The organism is Bradyrhizobium sp. CCGUVB1N3 (assembly GCF_024199925.1).
Classification (GTDB): domain Bacteria; phylum Pseudomonadota; class Alphaproteobacteria; order Rhizobiales; family Xanthobacteraceae; genus Bradyrhizobium.
Genome location: NZ_JANADR010000001.1, coordinates 846,125 through 863,595 on the forward strand (window position 1 = coordinate 846,125; position 17,471 = coordinate 863,595).

Genomic DNA, 17,471 nt, shown 5'->3' on the forward strand with positions numbered 1-17,471 from the left:
ATGACCGCGCTTCGCATGCGTGCCCGCGATTTCCTGACCGAAGATCAACTCGTCGACGTGCGCGAGCGCGTCACCTGGAAGGGCGCCGCACTGATCGCGCACGCCTGGGCTCTGATCGCGGCTGCGATCGCACTGGTGGCGTGGTGGCCCAATCCACTGACCTATATTCTCGCGGTCGCGATCATCGGATCGCGCCAGTTGGGCCTGGCGATCCTCATGCATGACGGCGCGCATGGCTGCCTGTCACCCGATGAAAAGACCAATCTGGCGCTGAGCCAATGGTTCTGCGCCTATCCGCTCTTCGCGGAGACGCGCAGCTATCGCCGCTATCATTTGCAGCACCACGCACGCACCCAGCAGGAGGACGATCCCGATCTCGTGCTGTCGGCGCCATTCCCCATCACCAAGCTGAGCTACCGTCGCAAGTTCATCCGCGATCTCACCGGACAGACCGGCTACCAGCAGCGCAAGGCACAACTGCTCAATGCGCTCGGTCCGAAGGATTGGCCGTGGTCGCAGCGCGCCGCGCATTTCTGGGAGAAGCTCGGGCCGCAATGCGTGACGAATGCGCTTCTGTTTGCAGTGCTCGCTGCCGCCGGCGTGTGGTGGGCCTATCCGCTGTTATGGCTGGTGCCGCTTTTGACCTGGCAGATGGTCATCACCCGCATCCGTAACATCGCCGAGCATGCGGTGGTCCCCGACAGTCACGATCCCCTGCGCAACACCCGCACCACGCACGCCAATTTTCTCGAGCGCCTGTTCATCGCGCCCTATTACGTGAACTATCACCTCGAGCATCACCTCTTGTTCTATGTACCCTGCTACAATTTGCCCAAGGTGCATCGCCTGCTGAGCGAGAGCCGGCATGCCGGCCGCATGGAGGTGCAGCCGAACTATCTTGCCGTGCTGCGGCTCGCGACGGCCAAGCCAAACCGTGATGATCGTCCCGGGCAATTGGTCAGCAGCGTTCGCCGCGCGCAGGCGGGTGCCGAAGTCGGCGCGGATCAGAAAGCCGGCGGGTTCTAGTCGGCCAGCGCCAGGGATTCCCCCGCAGGAACGAGCGTCACCGTCTCGGTGATCTCTTCGACGCCGGAGGCGTGAATCACGAAGCCGCCCTTGCCGCGGCGCTTGGCCTGGTACATCGCGCGGTCCGCGGCGCTCAGCAATTCGTCGGCGGTCGCGCCGTCGCGCGGCGCCGATGCGAGACCGATGCTGGCTCCGACGCGGGCGGCTGGTGCGAACTCGAACGGCTCCGAGACGCGCGAGATGATTCGCTGCGCGACGAGAGCTGCTTCGCCGTCGGTGATGTGGGGTAGCAGCACGACGAATTCGTCGCCCCCGAGGCGGCACACGAAATCGACGTCGCGCACGCTGGCACGCAGGCGCTTGGCCACGGCGACGAGGACGGCATCGCCTGCCGCGTGCCCGAACCTGTCGTTGACGCCCTTGAAGCCGTCGAGATCGACGCAGAACACGGTCAGCTTTGAGGCTCGTGACGTTGCCTCCGGCCACGGGCCGTCGAGCAGTTCGGAGAACAGCTTCAAATTGAAGGCGCGGTTGGGCAGGCCGGTGAGCAGGTCGTGATGCGCCATCAGGCGGTTGTTGCGCTCGGAGTGATGGAGGTCGAGCAGGATCTTGTGATTTTCCAGCAGCAGGAAGATCATTCCGGCGGTGTAGACCGGCGTTTGCACACCGATGACGAACAGAAACGGGATCGGCGACAGGATGGTGGCAAGCGCGAAGGGCAGCGTCAGGATGCAAATCATGAGGATGCCGTAACGCGGCGTTCCGGCGTTTCGCGAAGCAATCCCGCCGACCAGATTTGCAAGCCCGATGCCGGCCATCAGGATCAGCGGCAACTCGCCCGAGGCGACACATTGGTAGCAGCCGGCGGAAATCAGGACGACGGACACTAGTCCGGCCCAGATCGGCGTGCCGGTCGCCGCGGCCCGTCCATCTGATCTGGCCCGCGCAGTGGCTCTCATCATCAGGTAGAGGCGTGTAGAGCCGAGGACCACTTCCGCCGCCACCCAGGCATAGGCCCATGTGGCGCCGGTCAGCGCGGCGGAGAGCGATGCAATCAACAAGGACGCCAACACGGCCACGACCAGCGTCTTGGTCTTGTTCGTTCTCTGCTGGAGCAGCACGCTGTGGATGTCGTCGGGTTGCCGGCTCGGACTGCTGAGCAGCCAATCGACATAGCCTTGCCACGGCCGCCGCGGTTGCGCGGCGGCCGGCAGAGCCGTCGAAATCTGTGGGGCCTGAGGTGCCATGGCGGCAACCTAGGCCAAGCGGTATTGAGGGCCGCTTAAATGCGCCGGCGAAGTTCCGGACAGCGTAAACGCTTTGCGAGCGGGCCGCCTTCCGCCCGGCCGGGGAAGCCGTAAGACGCGGTAAGCTGGCCTCCACGGTGCGACGTCCCCAACCGGCCGTCGGCCGAAAGGCCCCTCGCGGCTTGACATTGCAGCCCCGGTCAGTGTCTACGGCCCCCTTTGGAGCATGATCGGGAACAACGGCCTGCGCCCGGCGTAGAATGGCCGCCCGATCCTGATGAGGCTCAGCAAGCCAGGGAGCGCCGATGACGGCAGCATTCACATTTCCGGGGCAGGGGTCCCAGGCGGTCGGCATGGGCAAGGCCTTGGCCGAAGCCTTTCCTGCCGCCCGCGCTGTGTTCGACGAGGTCGATGCCGCGCTTGGGGAAAAGCTCACGGCAACCATCTGGGATGGCCCGGCCGAGACCCTCCAGCTCACCGAAAACGCCCAGCCGGCCCTGATGGCGGTCTCGCTCGCCACCTTGCGCGTGCTGGAGGCCGAGGCCGGTTTTTCCGTGGGACGGGATGCGGCTTACGTCGCCGGGCACTCGCTCGGCGAATATTCGGCGCTGGCCGCGGCCGGGAGCCTGACGATTTCCGATACTGCGCGGCTGCTGCGCACCCGCGGTCTCGCAATGCAAAAAGCCGTCCCGGTCGGCGCCGGCGCGATGGCCGCGCTGCTCGGCCTTGACTACGAGGCGGCGATCGAGGTCGCCAATGAGGCGGCACAGGGCCAGGTTTGCCAAGCCGCCAACGACAATGGCGGCGGTCAGGTGGTGGTCTCCGGCGACAAGGCCGCGGTCGATCGCGCCGTCGAGATCGCCAAGGGCAAGGGCGCCAAGCGCGCGATGCTGCTGCCGGTGTCCGCGCCGTTCCATTGCAAACTGATGCAGCCGGCCGCCGATGCGATGGCCGAGGCGCTGTCCAAGGTCACGATCAAGGCGCCCGCGGCGCCCTTGGTCTCCAACGTGCTGGCGAGCGCGATCACCGATCCCGACGAGATCCGCCGCCGTCTGGTCGAGCAGGTCACCGGCACGGTGCGCTGGCGCGAGTCGGTCTCCTATATGGCTGGCCAGGGCGTCACGCGCTTCTTCGAGATCGGCGCGGGCAAGGTGCTGACGGGTCTCGTCAAGCGCATTGCCGACGGCGCCGTCGGCATGGCCGTCGGCGGGCCGAACGATATTGCCGCGGCCAAGGACGCCTTGAAGGATGCCTTGGCTGCCGCGAAGCAGGGGTGAGGAGCTATCGATGTTCGATCTGACTGGCAGGAAGGCGCTCGTCACCGGCGCGACCGGCGGCATCGGCGGCGCGATCGCGCTGGCGCTGCATGCGCAGGGCGCCACGGTTGCGATTTCGGGGACGCGGAAAGAGGTGCTGGACGAGCTTGCCGGCAAGCTCGGCGAGCGCGTGCAGGTGCTGCCGTGCAATCTCTCCAAGGCCGACGAGGTCGAGGCGCTGGTGCCCGCGGCGGAAGCCGCGATGGGACAGGTCGACATCCTAATCGCCAATGCCGGCATCACGCGCGACAATCTCTTCGTGCAGCTCCGCGACGAGGACTGGGAGGAGGTCATCAACGTCAACCTGACCGCGACCTTCCGCCTCGCGCGCGCCGCGACCAAGCTGATGATGCGCAAGCGCTTCGGCCGCATCATCGCGATCACTTCGGTGGTCGGCGTCACCGGCAATCCCGGACAGGGCAATTACACCGCATCGAAAGCCGGCCTGATCGGCATGATCAAGACGCTCGGCGCCGAATATGCCAAGCGCGGCGTGACCGCGAACTGCATCGCGCCCGGCTTCATCAAGACGCCGATGACGGATGCGCTCAACGACAAGCAGCGCGAGACGATTCTGACCAAGGTTCCGGCTGCCCGGCTGGGAACGCCGGAGGATATTGCTGCAGCTGCGGTCTATCTCAGCTCCAACGAAGCAGGCTACGTCACCGGCCAGACCATCCACGTCAACGGCGGCATGGCCATGATCTGAACGTAATCCGGCCGGCCGAGGGCCGGGCGGACCAGATGCGGCAAACGGCCGTTTCCGAAGCGAATTGAGGCTTGTAGTCAAGGCAATTGAAGTATGATAACCGGACCTTCAACGGATGGGCAAAGAACGCCATTGCAGGTTTTTGAAACCCTGTATATTGGCGATGCGGAGCCTTGGCCGTCGTTCGCCGGGCCCTGCATCGGCTAGGATGGGGCCAAATCAAGTTCGTACGCAAAGGCAGTAAAACGACCACGACGGCTCGTATCGTCCCGGGGGGTCGGGTCTACAGGGAACAACACGAGGTTAAGCAATGAGTGACATTGGCGAACGGGTTAAGAAGATCGTGGTCGAACACCTTGGTGTTGAGCCCGAGAAGGTTATCGACAGCGCGAGCTTCATTGACGACCTCGGCGCCGACAGTCTGGACACCGTCGAGCTGGTGATGGCGTTCGAAGAAGAGTTCGGTTGCGAGATTCCGGACGACGCCGCGGAAACGATTCTCACCGTCGGCGACGCCACCAAGTTTCTCGAGAAGAACGCGAAGAGCTAAGGCTCCAAAATCCGCGGTCGAACGACGAAACCGGACGGATCGTGCCAGCGGTCCACCGGTTTCTTATTATCGGCCGCGTGTCCTTGAGAACCGGAGTTTTGGGATATGAGACGAGTTGTCGTCACGGGCCTCGGCATGGTGTCGCCACTCGGCTGCGGTGTCGAGCCGACCTGGCAGCGTATCCTGAACGGCGAGAGCGGGGCGCGCAAGATCGAGACATTCGACGTCTCCGATCTGCAGACCAAGATCGCCTGCGTCGTGCCGCGCGGCGACGGTTCGAACGGCACTTTCAATGCCGACCAGTGGATGGAGCCGAAGGACCAGCGCAAGGTCGACGACTTCATCATCTTCGCCATGGCTGCGGCAACGCAGGCGCTCAACGATGCCAACTGGCATCCCGAGAGCGAAGAGGACAAGTGCGCGACCGGCACCCTGATCGGGTCCGGCATCGGCGGCCTCAACGGCATCGCGGAGACTGCAATCCTGCTGAAGGAGCGCGGGCCGCGCCGGGTCTCGCCCTTCTTCATTCCGGGGCGGCTGATCAATCTCACCTCCGGCTACGTCTCGATCGAGCACGGGCTGAAGGGGCCGAACCATTCCGTGGTCACGGCCTGTTCGACCGGCGCGCATGCGATCGGTGACGCCGCCCGTCTGATCGCGCTGGGCGATGCCGACGTTATGGTCGCCGGCGGCGCGGAATCGCCGATCAGCCGCATCGGCATCGCCGGCTTCAACGCGGCACGCGCGCTGTCGACCGGTTTTAACGAGACGCCCGAGAAGGCCTCGCGTCCCTATGACAAGGATCGCGACGGCTTCGTGATGGGCGAGGGCGCCGGCGTCGTGATCCTCGAAGAGATCGAGCACGCCAGGCGCCGCGGCGCGAAGATCTATGCCGAGGTGATCGGCTACGGCCTGTCGGGCGATGCCTATCACATCACCTCACCATCTCCGGATGGAGACGGCGGCTTCCGCAGCATGTCGGCCGCGTTGAAGCGCACCGGGCTGACGCCGTCCGATCTCGACTACATCAACGCGCATGGCACCTCGACGCCGGTCGGCGACGAGATCGAGCTCGGCGCGGTGGAGCGGCTGCTCGGCAATGCCGCGTCCAGGGTTGCGATGTCCTCGACCAAATCCTCGACCGGGCATCTGCTCGGTGCAGCAGGCGCGATCGAGGCGATCTTCGCCATGCTCGCGATTCGCGATAACATCGCGCCGCCGACCATCAACCTCGAGCATCCGTCGGTCGAAACTGCGATCGATCTCGTGCCGCAGGCGGCGAAGAAGCGCGAGATCAACGTGGCGTTGTCGAATTCGTTCGGTTTTGGCGGTACCAATGCATCGGTGATCGTCAGGCGTCTGGCCAATTAGCTTGCGTTTGAGACGAATCCACCGTTTTGCCTCATTCGGCGATAAGTCATAGTTGCGGGCGTGTGCTATTGGCCGGGCAGACGGTTGTCAGGCTGCGATTGAACCGGCAGGATTCAGGTTTTCGATGAGTGAGAGGCCGCCCATTTCGCCCCGAAGTCCGCGTGCTGCGCTGGAGCCTGAACAGGTGCCGCCGCCGCCGAAGCGGTCGGACCGCGCGCGCAATCCCTTCGTGGTGGTCGGCAACGCCATCATCACCATCCTGTTGATCGCGATGCTCGGGGCCGGCGCGGTCTATTATTACGGCCGGCAGGTGCTCGAGGCGGCGGGGCCGCTCCAGGAAGACAAGATCGTCAACATCCCCTCGCGTGCGGGCAAACGCGACATCGCCGACACCCTGAACAAGGAAGGCGTCACCGACGTCAATCCCTGGGTATTCATCGCCAGCGTCTTCGCGCTGAAGGCGAGTTCGGACCTCAAGCCCGGCGAATATTCGTTCCAGAAGAATGCTTCGTTGCGCGACGTCATCGCCACCATCGTCGAAGGCAAGGTGGTGCAGCATGCGGTGACGATTCCCGAAGGCCTGACCTCCGAGCAGATCGTGGCGCGGCTGTCGGACAACGACATTTTCACCGGCAGCGTGCGCGAAGTGCCGCGTGAGGGTACGCTGCTGCCGGAGACCTACAAGTTCCCGCGCGGCACCACGCGCGAGCAGGTGGTCCAGCGCATGCAGCAGGCGCACAAGCGCGTGCTCGCCGAAATCTGGGAACGCCGCAACCAGGACGTTCCGATCAAGACGCCGGAGCAGCTGGTGACGCTCGCCTCGATCGTGGAGAAGGAGACCGGCAAGCCCGACGAGCGCAGCCGTGTCGCCGCCGTGTTCGTCAATCGCTTGAAACAGAAGATCAAGCTGCAGTCCGATCCGACGATCATCTACGGTCTCGTCGGCGGCAAGGGCACGCTGGGCCGCCCGATCAAGCGCAGCGAGATCACCCAGCCTTCGCCCTACAACACCTATGTGATCGACGGACTGCCGCCGGGGCCGATCTCCAATCCCGGTCGCGCCTCGCTGGAGGCCGCCGCCAATCCGGCCCGGACCCGCGACCTCTATTTCGTCGCCGACGGCACCGGCGGCCACGCCTTCACCGAGACCTACGACGCGCACCAGAAGAACGTCGCAAAGCTGCGCGCGATGGAGAAGCAGATCCAGAACGATACGGTGGAGCCGGCCGACGACGCCCAGGCGCCGGCCGCGGCCGCGCCCGCCGACACCGCTCCGACCGCGACCACCAAGCCGCCGGCTCAGCAGAAGAAGCCGCCCGCGACGCGCCCGGCCAATCCTGCCCCGGCCCGCCAGGGGGCGGCGCAACCCTCGCCGCAGGTTATCCAGCGCTAAGGCATGATCCTTTTCCGAAAAGATCATGCGCAAACAATAACCTAAAGCGCGATGACGACTCATCCTGATCTGATCGCGCTTTAGGGCCGCAACCCCGACCTGCGGTGGTTACGGATTCCACTTTGGGGCAAAATAGTCTTAAGATTCGCGTGCCTTGATGGCTTTGCGAATCTCATCTGTCCGGAGAAGTTCACCCGATGGCGCTGTCGTCCATGACCGGCTTTGCCCGAAGCCACGGCGCGAGCGGGCCGTATACGTTCGAATGGGAATTGAAGTCTGTCAACGCCAAGGGCTTCGACCTGCGCGTGCGGCTGCCGCAGGGCTTCGACGAGCTCGAAGCGCACGCCAAGAAACGCGCCGGCGAGATTTTGTCGCGCGGCACGGTTTACGCCAATCTCAACGTCAAGCGCGCCAACGCCGTGGCGACCGTGCGGATCAATGAGGACGTGCTCTCAGCCGTGCTGAAGGCCGCCTCGCAGATCGCCGGCAAGGTCGACGCGGTGGCGCCGAGCATCGACGGCCTTTTGGCCATCAAGGGCGTCATCGAGGTCGCCGAGCCCGAAGGCAACGAGGAAGAGGACAAGGCGGCGCGCACCGCCGCGGCCGAAGCCTTCGACAAGGCGCTCGCCGAGCTCGTCGACATGCGCAAGCGCGAGGGCACCTCGCTTAGCCAGATCCTGATCCAGCGCGTGGACGAGATCGAGGCACTCGCGAAGACGGCGGAAGCCGCGCCCGGGCGCAAGCCGGAGGCGATCAAGGCAAAACTCGCCGAGCAGATCGCGATGCTGCTCGACACCTCCGATCGCTTCGATTCCGATCGCCTGATGCAGGAAGCGATCCTGATCGCGACCAAGGCCGACATCCGCGAGGAACTCGACCGCATCGCCTCCCATGTCGCGCAGGCGCGCGAGTTGATCGGCAAGGGCGGCCCGATCGGGCGCAAGCTCGATTTCCTGGCGCAGGAGTTTCACCGCGAGGTCAACACCTGCTGCTCGAAGTCGAACGACATCGAGCTGACCAATACGGGGCTCGCCATGAAGAACGTGGTCGAGCAGTTCCGCGAGCAGGTCCAGAATCTGGAGTGATCGATGACGAAGGGCGGTCACGGAACTGATGGTGTCGAGCGGCGCGGACTGATGTTCGTGCTGTCCTCACCCTCCGGCGCGGGCAAAACGACGCTGTCGCGGCTGTTGATCGAGCGGATGCCTGGACTGAAGATGTCGGTCTCCGCGACCACGCGCGCGAAGCGGCCCGGTGAGGTCGACGGCCGCGACTATCTGTTCGTCGACAAGCCGCGCTTCGAGGCGATGGTGAAGGATGACGAATTGCTGGAATGGGCGACCGTGTTCGACAACCGCTACGGCACGCCGCGCGCGCCGGTCGAGGCCGCGTTGTCGGCGGGGCAGGACGTGCTGTTCGACATCGACTGGCAGGGCACGCAGCAGCTGCGCGAGAAGGCGCGCGCCGACGTCGTCAGCGTCTTCATCCTGCCGCCCTCGGCGGCCGATCTCGAGAAGCGCCTGCACTCGCGCGCGCAGGATTCCGATGATGTGATCCGCAAGCGGATGAGCCGCGCCAGCCATGAGATGAGCCACTGGGCCGAGTACGACTACATCGTCATCAACCACGACGTCGATGAGGCCTTCTCCGAGGTGCAGTCGATCCTGAAGGCCGAGCGCCTCAAGCGCGAGCGGCGGATTGGCGTCGTTGGCTTTGTACGAGGTCTGCAAGGTCAGCTTCAGGGCTAGACGGCGCCAGCCGCGGGCCTTCCTTCGCCAGCCGTTCCAGGATCGCGGTGATCGCATCGATATCGACCGCGTCGGCATCGGCGTCAGTCGCATGAGTGTCGAATTCGAGTGCCGCGAGTCGGGGTTCTGTCGATCCCTTGGGTTCGATGTTCAAGTCTTCGATGGCCAAGTCTTCGTTGGCCCACTCTTCGATGTTCAAGTCTTCCGCCAAGCCTTCGTCTTTGGCCGTCAAGTCTTGCGCAAAACGCTTCCTCAGGTCTTCCGACAAGTCTTCCTCCAGACCGTCCCTGCCGGCTTCCTGCGCGTCGAGATTGCTCGCGACCGCCGCCTTGTTCGCCTGCGCCAACGCGAAACCGAAATCGACCGGGCGCAGACGCTCGGTGCGCAGCGTAGTGCTTCCCGCCGCGTCCGCCCACGGCGCGCGGGTGTTGTCTGCGGGCTGCTCCCTTTTGTCCCAATTGACGCGATGGCGACCCTCGCTGGCCCGGGCGCGCTTACGTGCACCGGCGAAGCGGTAGATCACGCTGCCGATGATACCGGCGAGCGCTAGGGCCCCGCCGATGACGAGCAGCAGCGTCTGGAGCGAACCGGTCGGCTTTTCGAGCGGGGCATCGGCCGAGGCGAGCGTCATCGTGCCGGCGGAGGCCGAAGCCTGAGGTTTCGGCGCGGGTCGCGCATCGGCGAGTTTTGGCGCAGGCGCGGCTTGCGGGGCGGGCGAGGGTGAGACGTTCGGGTCGGGCCAGCGCGCATCGACGGTCGGCTGGCCTGCGTCGGCATCGCTCGCCGCGACCTGACGCTGAAGCGTTGCGGGCGGCGTGCCAGGTGCGCTCGGCGCCGGGATTGATGCGGTCGTGTCGGGAGCGGGGCTCTGTGCCGTGAGTTCGGCGCGCGCGTCCTGCACCGAGCGCGGCGCAGGCTTGTCGGCCTTCTGCGCGGGTGCGGTTGCCGGCGCGCTTTGCGTCGCCTGCGTGCTCTGCGTCGCCGGCGCGCTCTGCGTCGTCTGCGCGCTCTGGGCCGATTTCGTGCCTTCCTCGCGCAGATACCAGCACTGCCGCTTGGTTCCGCGCTCGAGGCGATAGTACCAATGCTGCCCCTCAGGCGCTGTGCCCTTCGGGGCGCGCAGACAATCGTCGGCGGAATTCGATGCGCTCGGCGCATTCTGCGCGTCTGCGGCGGCCGGGGTGCCTGGCGCGTTCTGCGATTCAGCACTTAAGGGTATGCCGGCAATGATGCTCGCAAACAGAGCGGAAATGAACTTCGCGGTTCGGTTGCCCATCCTGGTCTCCCGGCTACGCCTTACGCAACACGTCACTGTCCCCTTCTCGTCAAAGAGTTGGGTGGCAATGAGCCGCAAATCCGGAGAGGATGAGGCTAAATCGGGCCTGCGCGGCGCTCGTTCCGCCGCGAAAATGAACAATTTTCGTCTCGGCCTAATACCTATTAAATGCCCTCAGGCTATCACGTGCCTTATTGCTTGACCGAGGTCCACGTTCCCGAACATCCATCGGAGCGGCGGAAGGTTCCCGAGCCGCTGCGGCCCGAGAGGCGGCCGGAGCCCGTGTAGGTCACGCCCTGGCCCCGGCCGAACGTAGAGACCGCGCCGCCCGCGCTGACACGGCCGCTGACGCCCTCGCCGATGACGCGGCCGGAGGTCACGACGACCGCGCCGCTGGTCGTGCCCCCGCAACCGACGCTGGTGACAGCCCAGGCACCGTCGAAACCGCCGCTGCCGCCGCCACCTCCAGCGCTTCCACCGCTGCGTCTCGACGAGCGCGGCTCGTCCGCGTCGGGTTTGCTCTTGCGCGAGGGCGGGGAGGGGTCGGCCGAGCGGTCCTGCGAACGCGAGCCGGACACGGACTTGTCGTCATTGCCGATCGAGCCGCCGGCGCTGCCGGACTGCGCCAGCGCCGAGCACGGGCCGAGAGCGATGAGGAGAGATGTAAGGAAAATCCTGCTGCGAATGGCGTTCGGCATGGCAAATCCAAATCATCAGGAAATCAGCGGCCGGAGCCATCGGCGCAGACGGCTCCGATAATGCGGCAAGCTTTGCCAGCCTTGCCGCATTCGTCAAGCGCGGCCTCGCGAGCCCTCTGCACGCCATCGCGCGCGACAAGCGACCAGGACTTGTCGGAGATCGCAAACGCACCGCAGCGGTTGCCGTAAAAGCTCAGCTCGACCGGACATTTGGCGCTGCCGCAATTGCCGCGCGCATCGGCGACCGCCGCCCGCCGTGAGGCGTGGTTCCAGGACATGCCCCATTTGTCGCCGTCCGGCCCATAGACGATCGAGCCCCACGGCTTCAGATCGTCCATCCCGCGCAGGCGCATCAGCAGGCCTTCGGTCGCCTCGCCGGTGGGCGCCATCGCGATCTTCTCCTGGAGTTTTGTGATCGCGCGCGTCAGGTCGCTGCGGCCGTCCGATGTCTCGGGGTCGAAATTGTGCTCGTAGAGCCGCTCGCTCAATTCGCTGAGCAGCGCAGGATCGCGGATCGGCACCCGGTCCGGATCCGCACGCAGATTGGGTGTCGCAGCGGTCTTGGCATCTGGCTGTGCGGTCGCGACCTGCGGCGCGTTTTGCGCGGGCGGTACGAAATAGAAGGTGCCGTCGATCGGCGAGGAGGACACCCAGGGCTGCTGTGCGCCGCCGGTCTGGCGCTTCACGGCAAGGCCGACCTGGTTGAAGGTCTGGAAGACGTCGAGGCCTGCCTGCCTGATCGTCGCGGCCAGTGCCTTGGTGTAGGGGCTGTGGCCGTCGCTGCCGTCCTGCGCCACGTTGCCGGGCTGGGTGGCGTAGGAGATCAGCGTGCCGTCGGGCGCGCGCATCTGCGCGAGCCCGCCCTCGGAGGCACGTAAGCCCCGCGCGCCAAACGGGTTGTTGCGGCAGGCATCGAGGATCACGATGTTCAGCCGCGTGCCCGAACCCTGCATCTGCCGCAGCACCAGATTGACGTCGGTCATCTGGAAATCGACGTCGGCCTCGCGCGTCGGATTGGCGTTGACCGGCACGAGATAATTGGAGCCCGCGATCTGCACGCCGTGGCCGGCATAGTAGAACAGCGCGACGTCGGCGCCCTGAACCTGGCGGCCAAAATTCTGCACGGCCGCATCCATCGCCGATTTGTCGAGATCGAGCTGCGCGCGCCCTCCGACGAGAGCAAAGCCGAGACCGGAGAGCGTCTCGGCCATCATCCCGGCATCCCTGGTCGGGTTGTCGAGCGGGGTGACGTTCTTGTAGGCCGAATTGCCGACCACGAGCGCGATGCGTTTCTCGGCGGCGGCCGGCCAGGCGCCGGCAACGAGCCCGGCCAGCGCAAGTGCTGCCAGCGTCACGATGCGTCCAAGCAGCCCCCTGCGCATCAAATCCCCCGTCGAGACGAGCAGGGTCAATCTACCAGCGGACCGAGGTCGCGGAAAGCGGTGCGACACTTTGTCGAGTGAGCCATTGCAGGTACCCGACAGGCGAGGGGAGTCCCCCTGTCTTTGAGCAATACGAAATTCGACAAATATGAATATTTAAAACTGTTCGGATTGAGATTTGGCCATCCATGGATGGCCGGGTGGTCCTACGGAGAGCCGGCATGTAGGCCCAATTTTCGCGGAATTTCGACCTTATAGCCGATGTTGCGGAGGCCGGATGGCTTGCTGTGTACCGTCCGCCAGCAAAGAAGGATGCGACCCGAACTCACGAAAACAAGTCGAGGCGGACATGGTACAGGCGCAAAAGTCGATGCTCGCATCCGAGGTGTTGCTGTTTCCGGAGCAACCCGCCCTGAGGTCGATCTACGACACCGCGCCGATCGGGCTTGCCTGCCTCTCTCCGGATTGTCGCTATCTCCAAATCAACCAGCGGCTCACCGAGATCTGCGGAATTTCCGTCGAGAACCATCTCGGCCGCTTCGTGCGGGATTGCGTTCCGGCTCTGGCCGATTCCGTCGCAGAGATCGTGCGTTCGATCATGGAAACCGGAGAGCCGGTGGTGGGAATCGAGGTTTCCGGCCAGCGAGCCGATCAGGTCGAGCAGCGCTACTGGATGACGTATTGGCATCCATTACGCGCGGCCAGCGGTGAGATCGTTGCGGTCAACGTCGCTGCCGAGGAGATCACCGAACGCAAGCGCGCCGAGCAGGAGCTGCGAGAGGCGAGGGACGCTGCCGAAACCGCGCTGCGCCGTTTGCGGGAAACCCAGGAGTCCCTGGTGGAAGCTGAAAAGCTCGCGGCACTCGGCCGGATGGTGGCCGGCGTCGCGCATGAGGTCAACGGTCCCGTCGGGAACAGCCTGACGATCGCCTCCACACTGCAGCGCAAGTCCGAGGCGTTCTCGTCGGAAGTCTCCAGTGGCAAGGTTCGCCGCTCGAGCCTCAGCGAATTTCTCAACCTGACGGGCGATGCGTCCGCGCAACTGGTCGCCAATCTGTCGCGCGCGGCAGAGCGGATCCAGTCCTTCAAGCAGGCCGCGCTCGATCAGGGCCAGTCTTCCCTGAGCCGCTTCAATGCCGGCGAGTTGTCGAAACAATTGCTGTCGGGTCTCGATCGCGAATGTCGGCGTCTGGGCCTCTCGCTCGATCTCCGGTTCGCGCCGGATCTCGAGATGGATAGTTATCCGGGACCCTTCGGTCAGGTCCTGAATCATCTCGTCATGAATGCCATGACCCACGCCTATCCGGGCAATTGTGGAGGACGGGTTCGCGTTGATCTAAGATCGGCCGGACACGATCACGTCGAACTCGTTGTTTCCGACGACGGATGCGGAATGGCGCCGGAGGTCAAGCTGCAGGCCTTCGACCCGTTCTTCACGACGCGGCGCCATCACGGAGCGACGGGCCTTGGATTACTCGTCGTCTACAGCATTGTCACTGAGCGCCTCGGCGGCCGCATCCGGCTGGAAAGCGAGCCCGGGGCGGGTACGTCGGTTTGGCTGACCCTTCCGAGATGCGCTCCGAGGCCTGTCGGTTGATCCGCCCCGGGGACGATAGCCGGATCACGATTTCGAAGGTCGGCGGTCCCGAGCACAAAATGCCTATCTGGATCGGCGCGTGCGCAGTAGGCTTTTTCGGGGCATGTCGTTTGAGGGATCATGACCATGGCCCTGACCGAGCATCATTCCGACAAGAGCGGCAAGCTTTCCACCTGGGTGGCGGCGGGCGAAGAGTTCGTGCTTCTCGATACCGTCCAGCCGCCCGCCCGCATCGCGATGGCGCGCGAACGCCTGCTGCTGACCCGTCTCTATCTCGGCCTGATCCGCAGCCTCAATGACGACTATGGCGCCGACTTCGTCAAACAGAACGACAGCGCCACCTTCCGCACCATCGGCATCTATCTGTTCCTGCGCACGGCCATGTGCTCGCCGGTGCGGGCAAGCACGGTCGCGCAGGCGCTCAGGTTGCCGCGCGCGACGGTGCTGCGGCGGCTGGAGGAGATGATCAAGCAGGGCTATGTCGAGCGCATCGGCAACGCCTACCGCGTGACCGACAAGGTCAACATCCCCGATCTCCAGCAGCGCTTGCAGCAGCGGATCGATATGATCCTGGAGACGGCGCGTGAGCTGTCGCGGCTGAGGGACGCCGGCGGCCCTGCGCATTGACGCGATGCGCACCCGTTCAGCCCTCGGACGGATCGCAGATCTCGCCGATCTTGTGAACGGCGACCTTGATCGACATGCCCTGATAGTCCTTTGGTCCCCCAACCATGATCCCTCCAGGGGAATGGCCTGAAGACAGTACTGCGCAGTCAGGCGGCCCGAGAACGTCGGCCCACGTTGATCTATGTCAAAGGCGCTTCCACGTGATCTCTCTTGGATGCCACCCGTCACAAGGTGCCGGCTCACGACGGGAGAAGCGAAATGGGGATTCTCTGGACGATCATCATCGGCTTTGTCGTCGGCCTGATCGCAAAATTCATCATGCCGGGCAGCAATGAGCCGAAGGGCTTCATCCTGACCACGATCCTGGGGATCGTCGGCGCGTTCATCGCGACCTTCCTGGGCCAGTCGGTCGGATGGTACCAGGCGGGCGAATCCGCCGGTTTCATTGGGGCCATCGTCGGTGCAGTGATCCTGCTCTTCCTCTATGGTCTCGTCCTGGGCCGTCAGGGGCGTACGAGCTGAACCCGGGCGCGTTCCGGCCCTCGGGCCCGGCGGCGGTTGCGCTCCTCTCGCTCCCTGGCTGAACCGACAGGTCGTTTCCGCCGACCAAAGCGAAATGCGGTGGCTTATTCCTCTTCTGCAACTCCTCGTCGCCTCGGCGAGCGTCTTCAACGTGATCCGTTTCCGGCTCGACAACCTCCTGATCGAGAGGGCGGCTGAGCTCGATCGTCTGACCCTCGCGGGGCTGGCCGTGACTGCCGTGTCGACGACCGCCGTGCTCGCTCTCTGCTGGCGCGTGACGGCACTAACTCTGCCGCGTGCGGGACTTTCGCTTGTGCTGATCGGGGTGACGGCTCTCTCCGGCGTCATGCCCGGGATTATCGAATCCCGCGTGCGGGCCGTGGAGCACGCCACGCGCATAGCCGAACAACAGCAACGGGATGACGCGTTTGCGCGCGAGCTCATTCAGTGGACCGCTGATGTCGACAGACGCGCGGCCGCGGCTCAGCCGCTCGAGCCCGAGCAAGCCTGGGCGTTTCTCGATTGCATCGCCAGTGCGGGTTATCGGTACGAGGGAGCCGATCCTCCCAGCGCCCGGGCGATCGAGCTCTTGCGCAGGGCGCTCGCCGCGGGCCTGATCGACGTCAATGCGCTGGTGCCGGGTCACCACGTCAAGGAGCCGGTGGCGCGGCCGCTGTTCCTCCAGTTCTACAAGGAGCGCGTCGAGCCGCTGCGCAACGCGCTTGCGCGGCAGGATTGGGAGATCATGCGCCTGCTCGCCGCTGGTGGCGCCGATCTCTCGTTGCCCGACGCGGCGCCGCTCGCTGCGGACCTCGCAAAGACCGTGGTCGCGGGGCCGTCGCGGTTCGTCAGCTTGAAATAGCTTCGGCCGCGCGCAGCCTCGACGCCGGCGGATCAGTTCTTCAGCACGATCCGTCCGACGACCTTGCCGGCGCGCAGGCTGTCGATCCATTTCTGGACATCGGCCATCGGCTCTTCCTGCATCGGTGTCGGCTTGATCTTGCCGGCGCGGGCGAGCGCCATCAACTCGTGGGCCTCGGCGAGCGTGCCGACCATGAAGCCTTCGATGGTCATGCGCTTGTAGACCCATTGCACCATCGGCAGCGTGAACTGGCCGCCCATCAGGCCGGAGACCACGGCCTTGCCGCCGCGCGCGAGCACGGAGACGGCGAACGCCATCGACTTCTCATTTCCGGCGAAATCGACCACCTCGTCGAAACCGCCGTCGGTCTCTTTCAGAATGCGCCGGACAACTTCCGGCTCGGCCGGATCGTAGGCGGTCGCCGCGCCGTTCTTCAGCGCAGTCTCGCGCGCCGCCGGGCTGAGATCTGCGACCGTAATCGGCTGCTTGAACATGGCTTGCGCGAACGACAGGCCCATCATGCCGACACCGCCGAGACCAATCAGCAGCAGGTTGCGCTGGCGCGGACGGTCGACGAGGCGCTTCAGCGCGCCGTAGGCGGTGACGCCCGAGCACATCAATGTCGCGGCCTGGTTGACCGGCAGGGGATCGTAGTCGAGCAGGTATTTTGCATCGGGCACCAGCACGTGGCTGGCAAAGCCGCCGTCGATGGAGACGCCGAGGAAGCGCTGCTTGGCGCAGAGATTCTCGTCGCCATTGGCGCAGTCGCGGCACTGTCCGCAGCCGATCCACGGAAACACCGCCTTCTTGGCGCCGATGAGGCCAGCCGGCGCATCGCCGCCGACTTCTTCCACGACGCCCGCAATCTCGTGGCCGAGCGTGAACGGCAGCGTCATGCCGCGCGTGGTGTCGAGCTTCTTGCCGCCGCCGAGATCGGCATAGCCGTCCTGGATGTGCAGGTCTGAATGGCACAGGCCGCAGCGCTCGATACGCACCAGCACCTCGCGTCCTTGCGGCTTGGGCGTATCGATGATGGTCTCGCACAGCGGCGCATCGAACTTGACCAGGGACTGCCGACGCATCAATGCCATTTTCCTTCCTCCGGAATTTCTGCTTAAGCGCGATCATCGCGCTCTAGCTTGTTGTT

Annotated in this window: 17 protein-coding genes; 12 read left to right on the top strand and 5 right to left on the bottom strand. The window is 64.9% G+C overall.

The annotated features are described in order from the left end of the window. Positions 1–1,026: a fatty acid desaturase family protein gene (locus tag NLM33_RS03915; protein WP_254094831.1), complete on the top strand. Its 1,026-nt coding sequence runs from the start codon at positions 1–3 to the stop codon at positions 1,024–1,026. On the opposite strand, the gene NLM33_RS03920 is transcribed toward NLM33_RS03915, so the two are convergent. Then, the gene (locus NLM33_RS03920; protein ID WP_254094832.1) at positions 1,023–2,273 is read right to left on the bottom strand and encodes a GGDEF domain-containing protein; all 1,251 of its coding nucleotides are present in this window, start codon (positions 2,271–2,273) and stop codon (positions 1,023–1,025) included. The genes NLM33_RS03915 and NLM33_RS03920 overlap by 4 nt on opposite strands. A 305-nt stretch (positions 2,274–2,578) precedes the next feature. On the opposite strand from NLM33_RS03920, the gene fabD reads away from it, so the two are divergent. The 7 genes from fabD to gmk all read left to right on the top strand — a co-directional run bounded on the left by fabD (position 2,579) and on the right by gmk (position 9,360). Next, positions 2,579–3,550: an ACP S-malonyltransferase gene (gene fabD, locus NLM33_RS03925; protein WP_254094833.1), complete on the top strand. Its 972-nt coding sequence runs from the start codon at positions 2,579–2,581 to the stop codon at positions 3,548–3,550. Between the two features lie 10 nt (positions 3,551–3,560). Beyond that, positions 3,561–4,298, top strand: coding sequence for a 3-oxoacyl-[acyl-carrier-protein] reductase (gene fabG, locus NLM33_RS03930; protein WP_254094834.1), 738 nt, complete (start codon positions 3,561–3,563; stop codon positions 4,296–4,298). A 310-nt stretch (positions 4,299–4,608) separates the two neighbouring features. Next, the gene (locus tag NLM33_RS03935; protein WP_027522576.1) at positions 4,609–4,848 is read left to right on the top strand and encodes an acyl carrier protein; all 240 of its coding nucleotides are present in this window, start codon (positions 4,609–4,611) and stop codon (positions 4,846–4,848) included. A 105-nt stretch (positions 4,849–4,953) separates the two neighbouring features. Then, the gene (fabF, locus tag NLM33_RS03940; protein WP_254094835.1) at positions 4,954–6,219 is read left to right on the top strand and encodes a beta-ketoacyl-ACP synthase II; all 1,266 of its coding nucleotides are present in this window, start codon (positions 4,954–4,956) and stop codon (positions 6,217–6,219) included. A 124-nt stretch (positions 6,220–6,343) separates the two neighbouring features. Then, positions 6,344–7,612: an endolytic transglycosylase MltG gene (gene mltG, locus NLM33_RS03945; RefSeq protein WP_254094836.1), complete on the top strand. Its 1,269-nt coding sequence runs from the start codon at positions 6,344–6,346 to the stop codon at positions 7,610–7,612. Positions 7,613–7,809: 197 nt separating this feature from the next. Continuing rightward, on the top strand, positions 7,810–8,697 hold the full coding sequence (locus tag NLM33_RS03950; RefSeq protein ID WP_254094837.1) for a YicC/YloC family endoribonuclease: 888 nt from the start codon (positions 7,810–7,812) through the stop codon (positions 8,695–8,697). 3 nt (positions 8,698–8,700) lie between these two features. After that, complete coding sequence (gmk, locus tag NLM33_RS03955) at positions 8,701–9,360, top strand: guanylate kinase (protein WP_254094838.1); 660 nt, start codon at positions 8,701–8,703, stop codon at positions 9,358–9,360. Here the strand turns inward: gmk and NLM33_RS03960 are convergent. The 3 genes from NLM33_RS03960 to NLM33_RS03970 form a co-directional block, all read right to left on the bottom strand. After that, entirely contained in the window at positions 9,293–10,636 is a 1,344-nt protein-coding gene (locus NLM33_RS03960) for a hypothetical protein (protein WP_254094839.1), read from the bottom strand. The genes gmk and NLM33_RS03960 overlap by 68 nt on opposite strands. A gap of 191 nt (positions 10,637–10,827) precedes the next feature. Continuing rightward, positions 10,828–11,334: a hypothetical protein gene (locus NLM33_RS03965; protein WP_254094840.1), complete on the bottom strand. Its 507-nt coding sequence runs from the start codon at positions 11,332–11,334 to the stop codon at positions 10,828–10,830. A gap of 23 nt (positions 11,335–11,357) precedes the next feature. Then, on the bottom strand, positions 11,358–12,716 hold the full coding sequence (locus tag NLM33_RS03970; RefSeq protein ID WP_254094841.1) for a caspase family protein: 1,359 nt from the start codon (positions 12,714–12,716) through the stop codon (positions 11,358–11,360). Positions 12,717–13,065: 349 nt separating this feature from the next. Here NLM33_RS03970 and NLM33_RS03975 point away from each other — a divergent pair, with 349 nt between their 5' ends. The 4 genes from NLM33_RS03975 to NLM33_RS03990 all read left to right on the top strand — a co-directional run bounded on the left by NLM33_RS03975 (position 13,066) and on the right by NLM33_RS03990 (position 16,324). Further along, complete coding sequence (locus NLM33_RS03975) at positions 13,066–14,313, top strand: ATP-binding protein (protein WP_254094842.1); 1,248 nt, start codon at positions 13,066–13,068, stop codon at positions 14,311–14,313. A 120-nt stretch (positions 14,314–14,433) separates the two neighbouring features. After that, entirely contained in the window at positions 14,434–14,940 is a 507-nt protein-coding gene (locus NLM33_RS03980) for a helix-turn-helix domain-containing protein (RefSeq protein ID WP_254094843.1), read from the top strand. 258 nt (positions 14,941–15,198) lie between these two features. Then, a complete protein-coding gene (locus NLM33_RS03985) occupies positions 15,199–15,462 on the top strand; it encodes a GlsB/YeaQ/YmgE family stress response membrane protein (protein WP_254094844.1) in 264 nt (87 codons plus the stop codon). A 94-nt stretch (positions 15,463–15,556) separates the two neighbouring features. Further along, entirely contained in the window at positions 15,557–16,324 is a 768-nt protein-coding gene (locus tag NLM33_RS03990; protein ID WP_254094845.1) for a hypothetical protein, read from the top strand. Between the two features lie 32 nt (positions 16,325–16,356). Here the strand turns inward: NLM33_RS03990 and NLM33_RS03995 are convergent, their stop codons facing one another. Further along, positions 16,357–17,415 carry an alcohol dehydrogenase gene (locus NLM33_RS03995; RefSeq protein WP_254094846.1) on the bottom strand — a complete coding sequence of 353 codons (1,059 nt, stop codon included), beginning with the start codon at positions 17,413–17,415 and terminating at the stop codon, positions 16,357–16,359. Between the last annotated feature and the right edge of the window lie 56 nt (positions 17,416–17,471).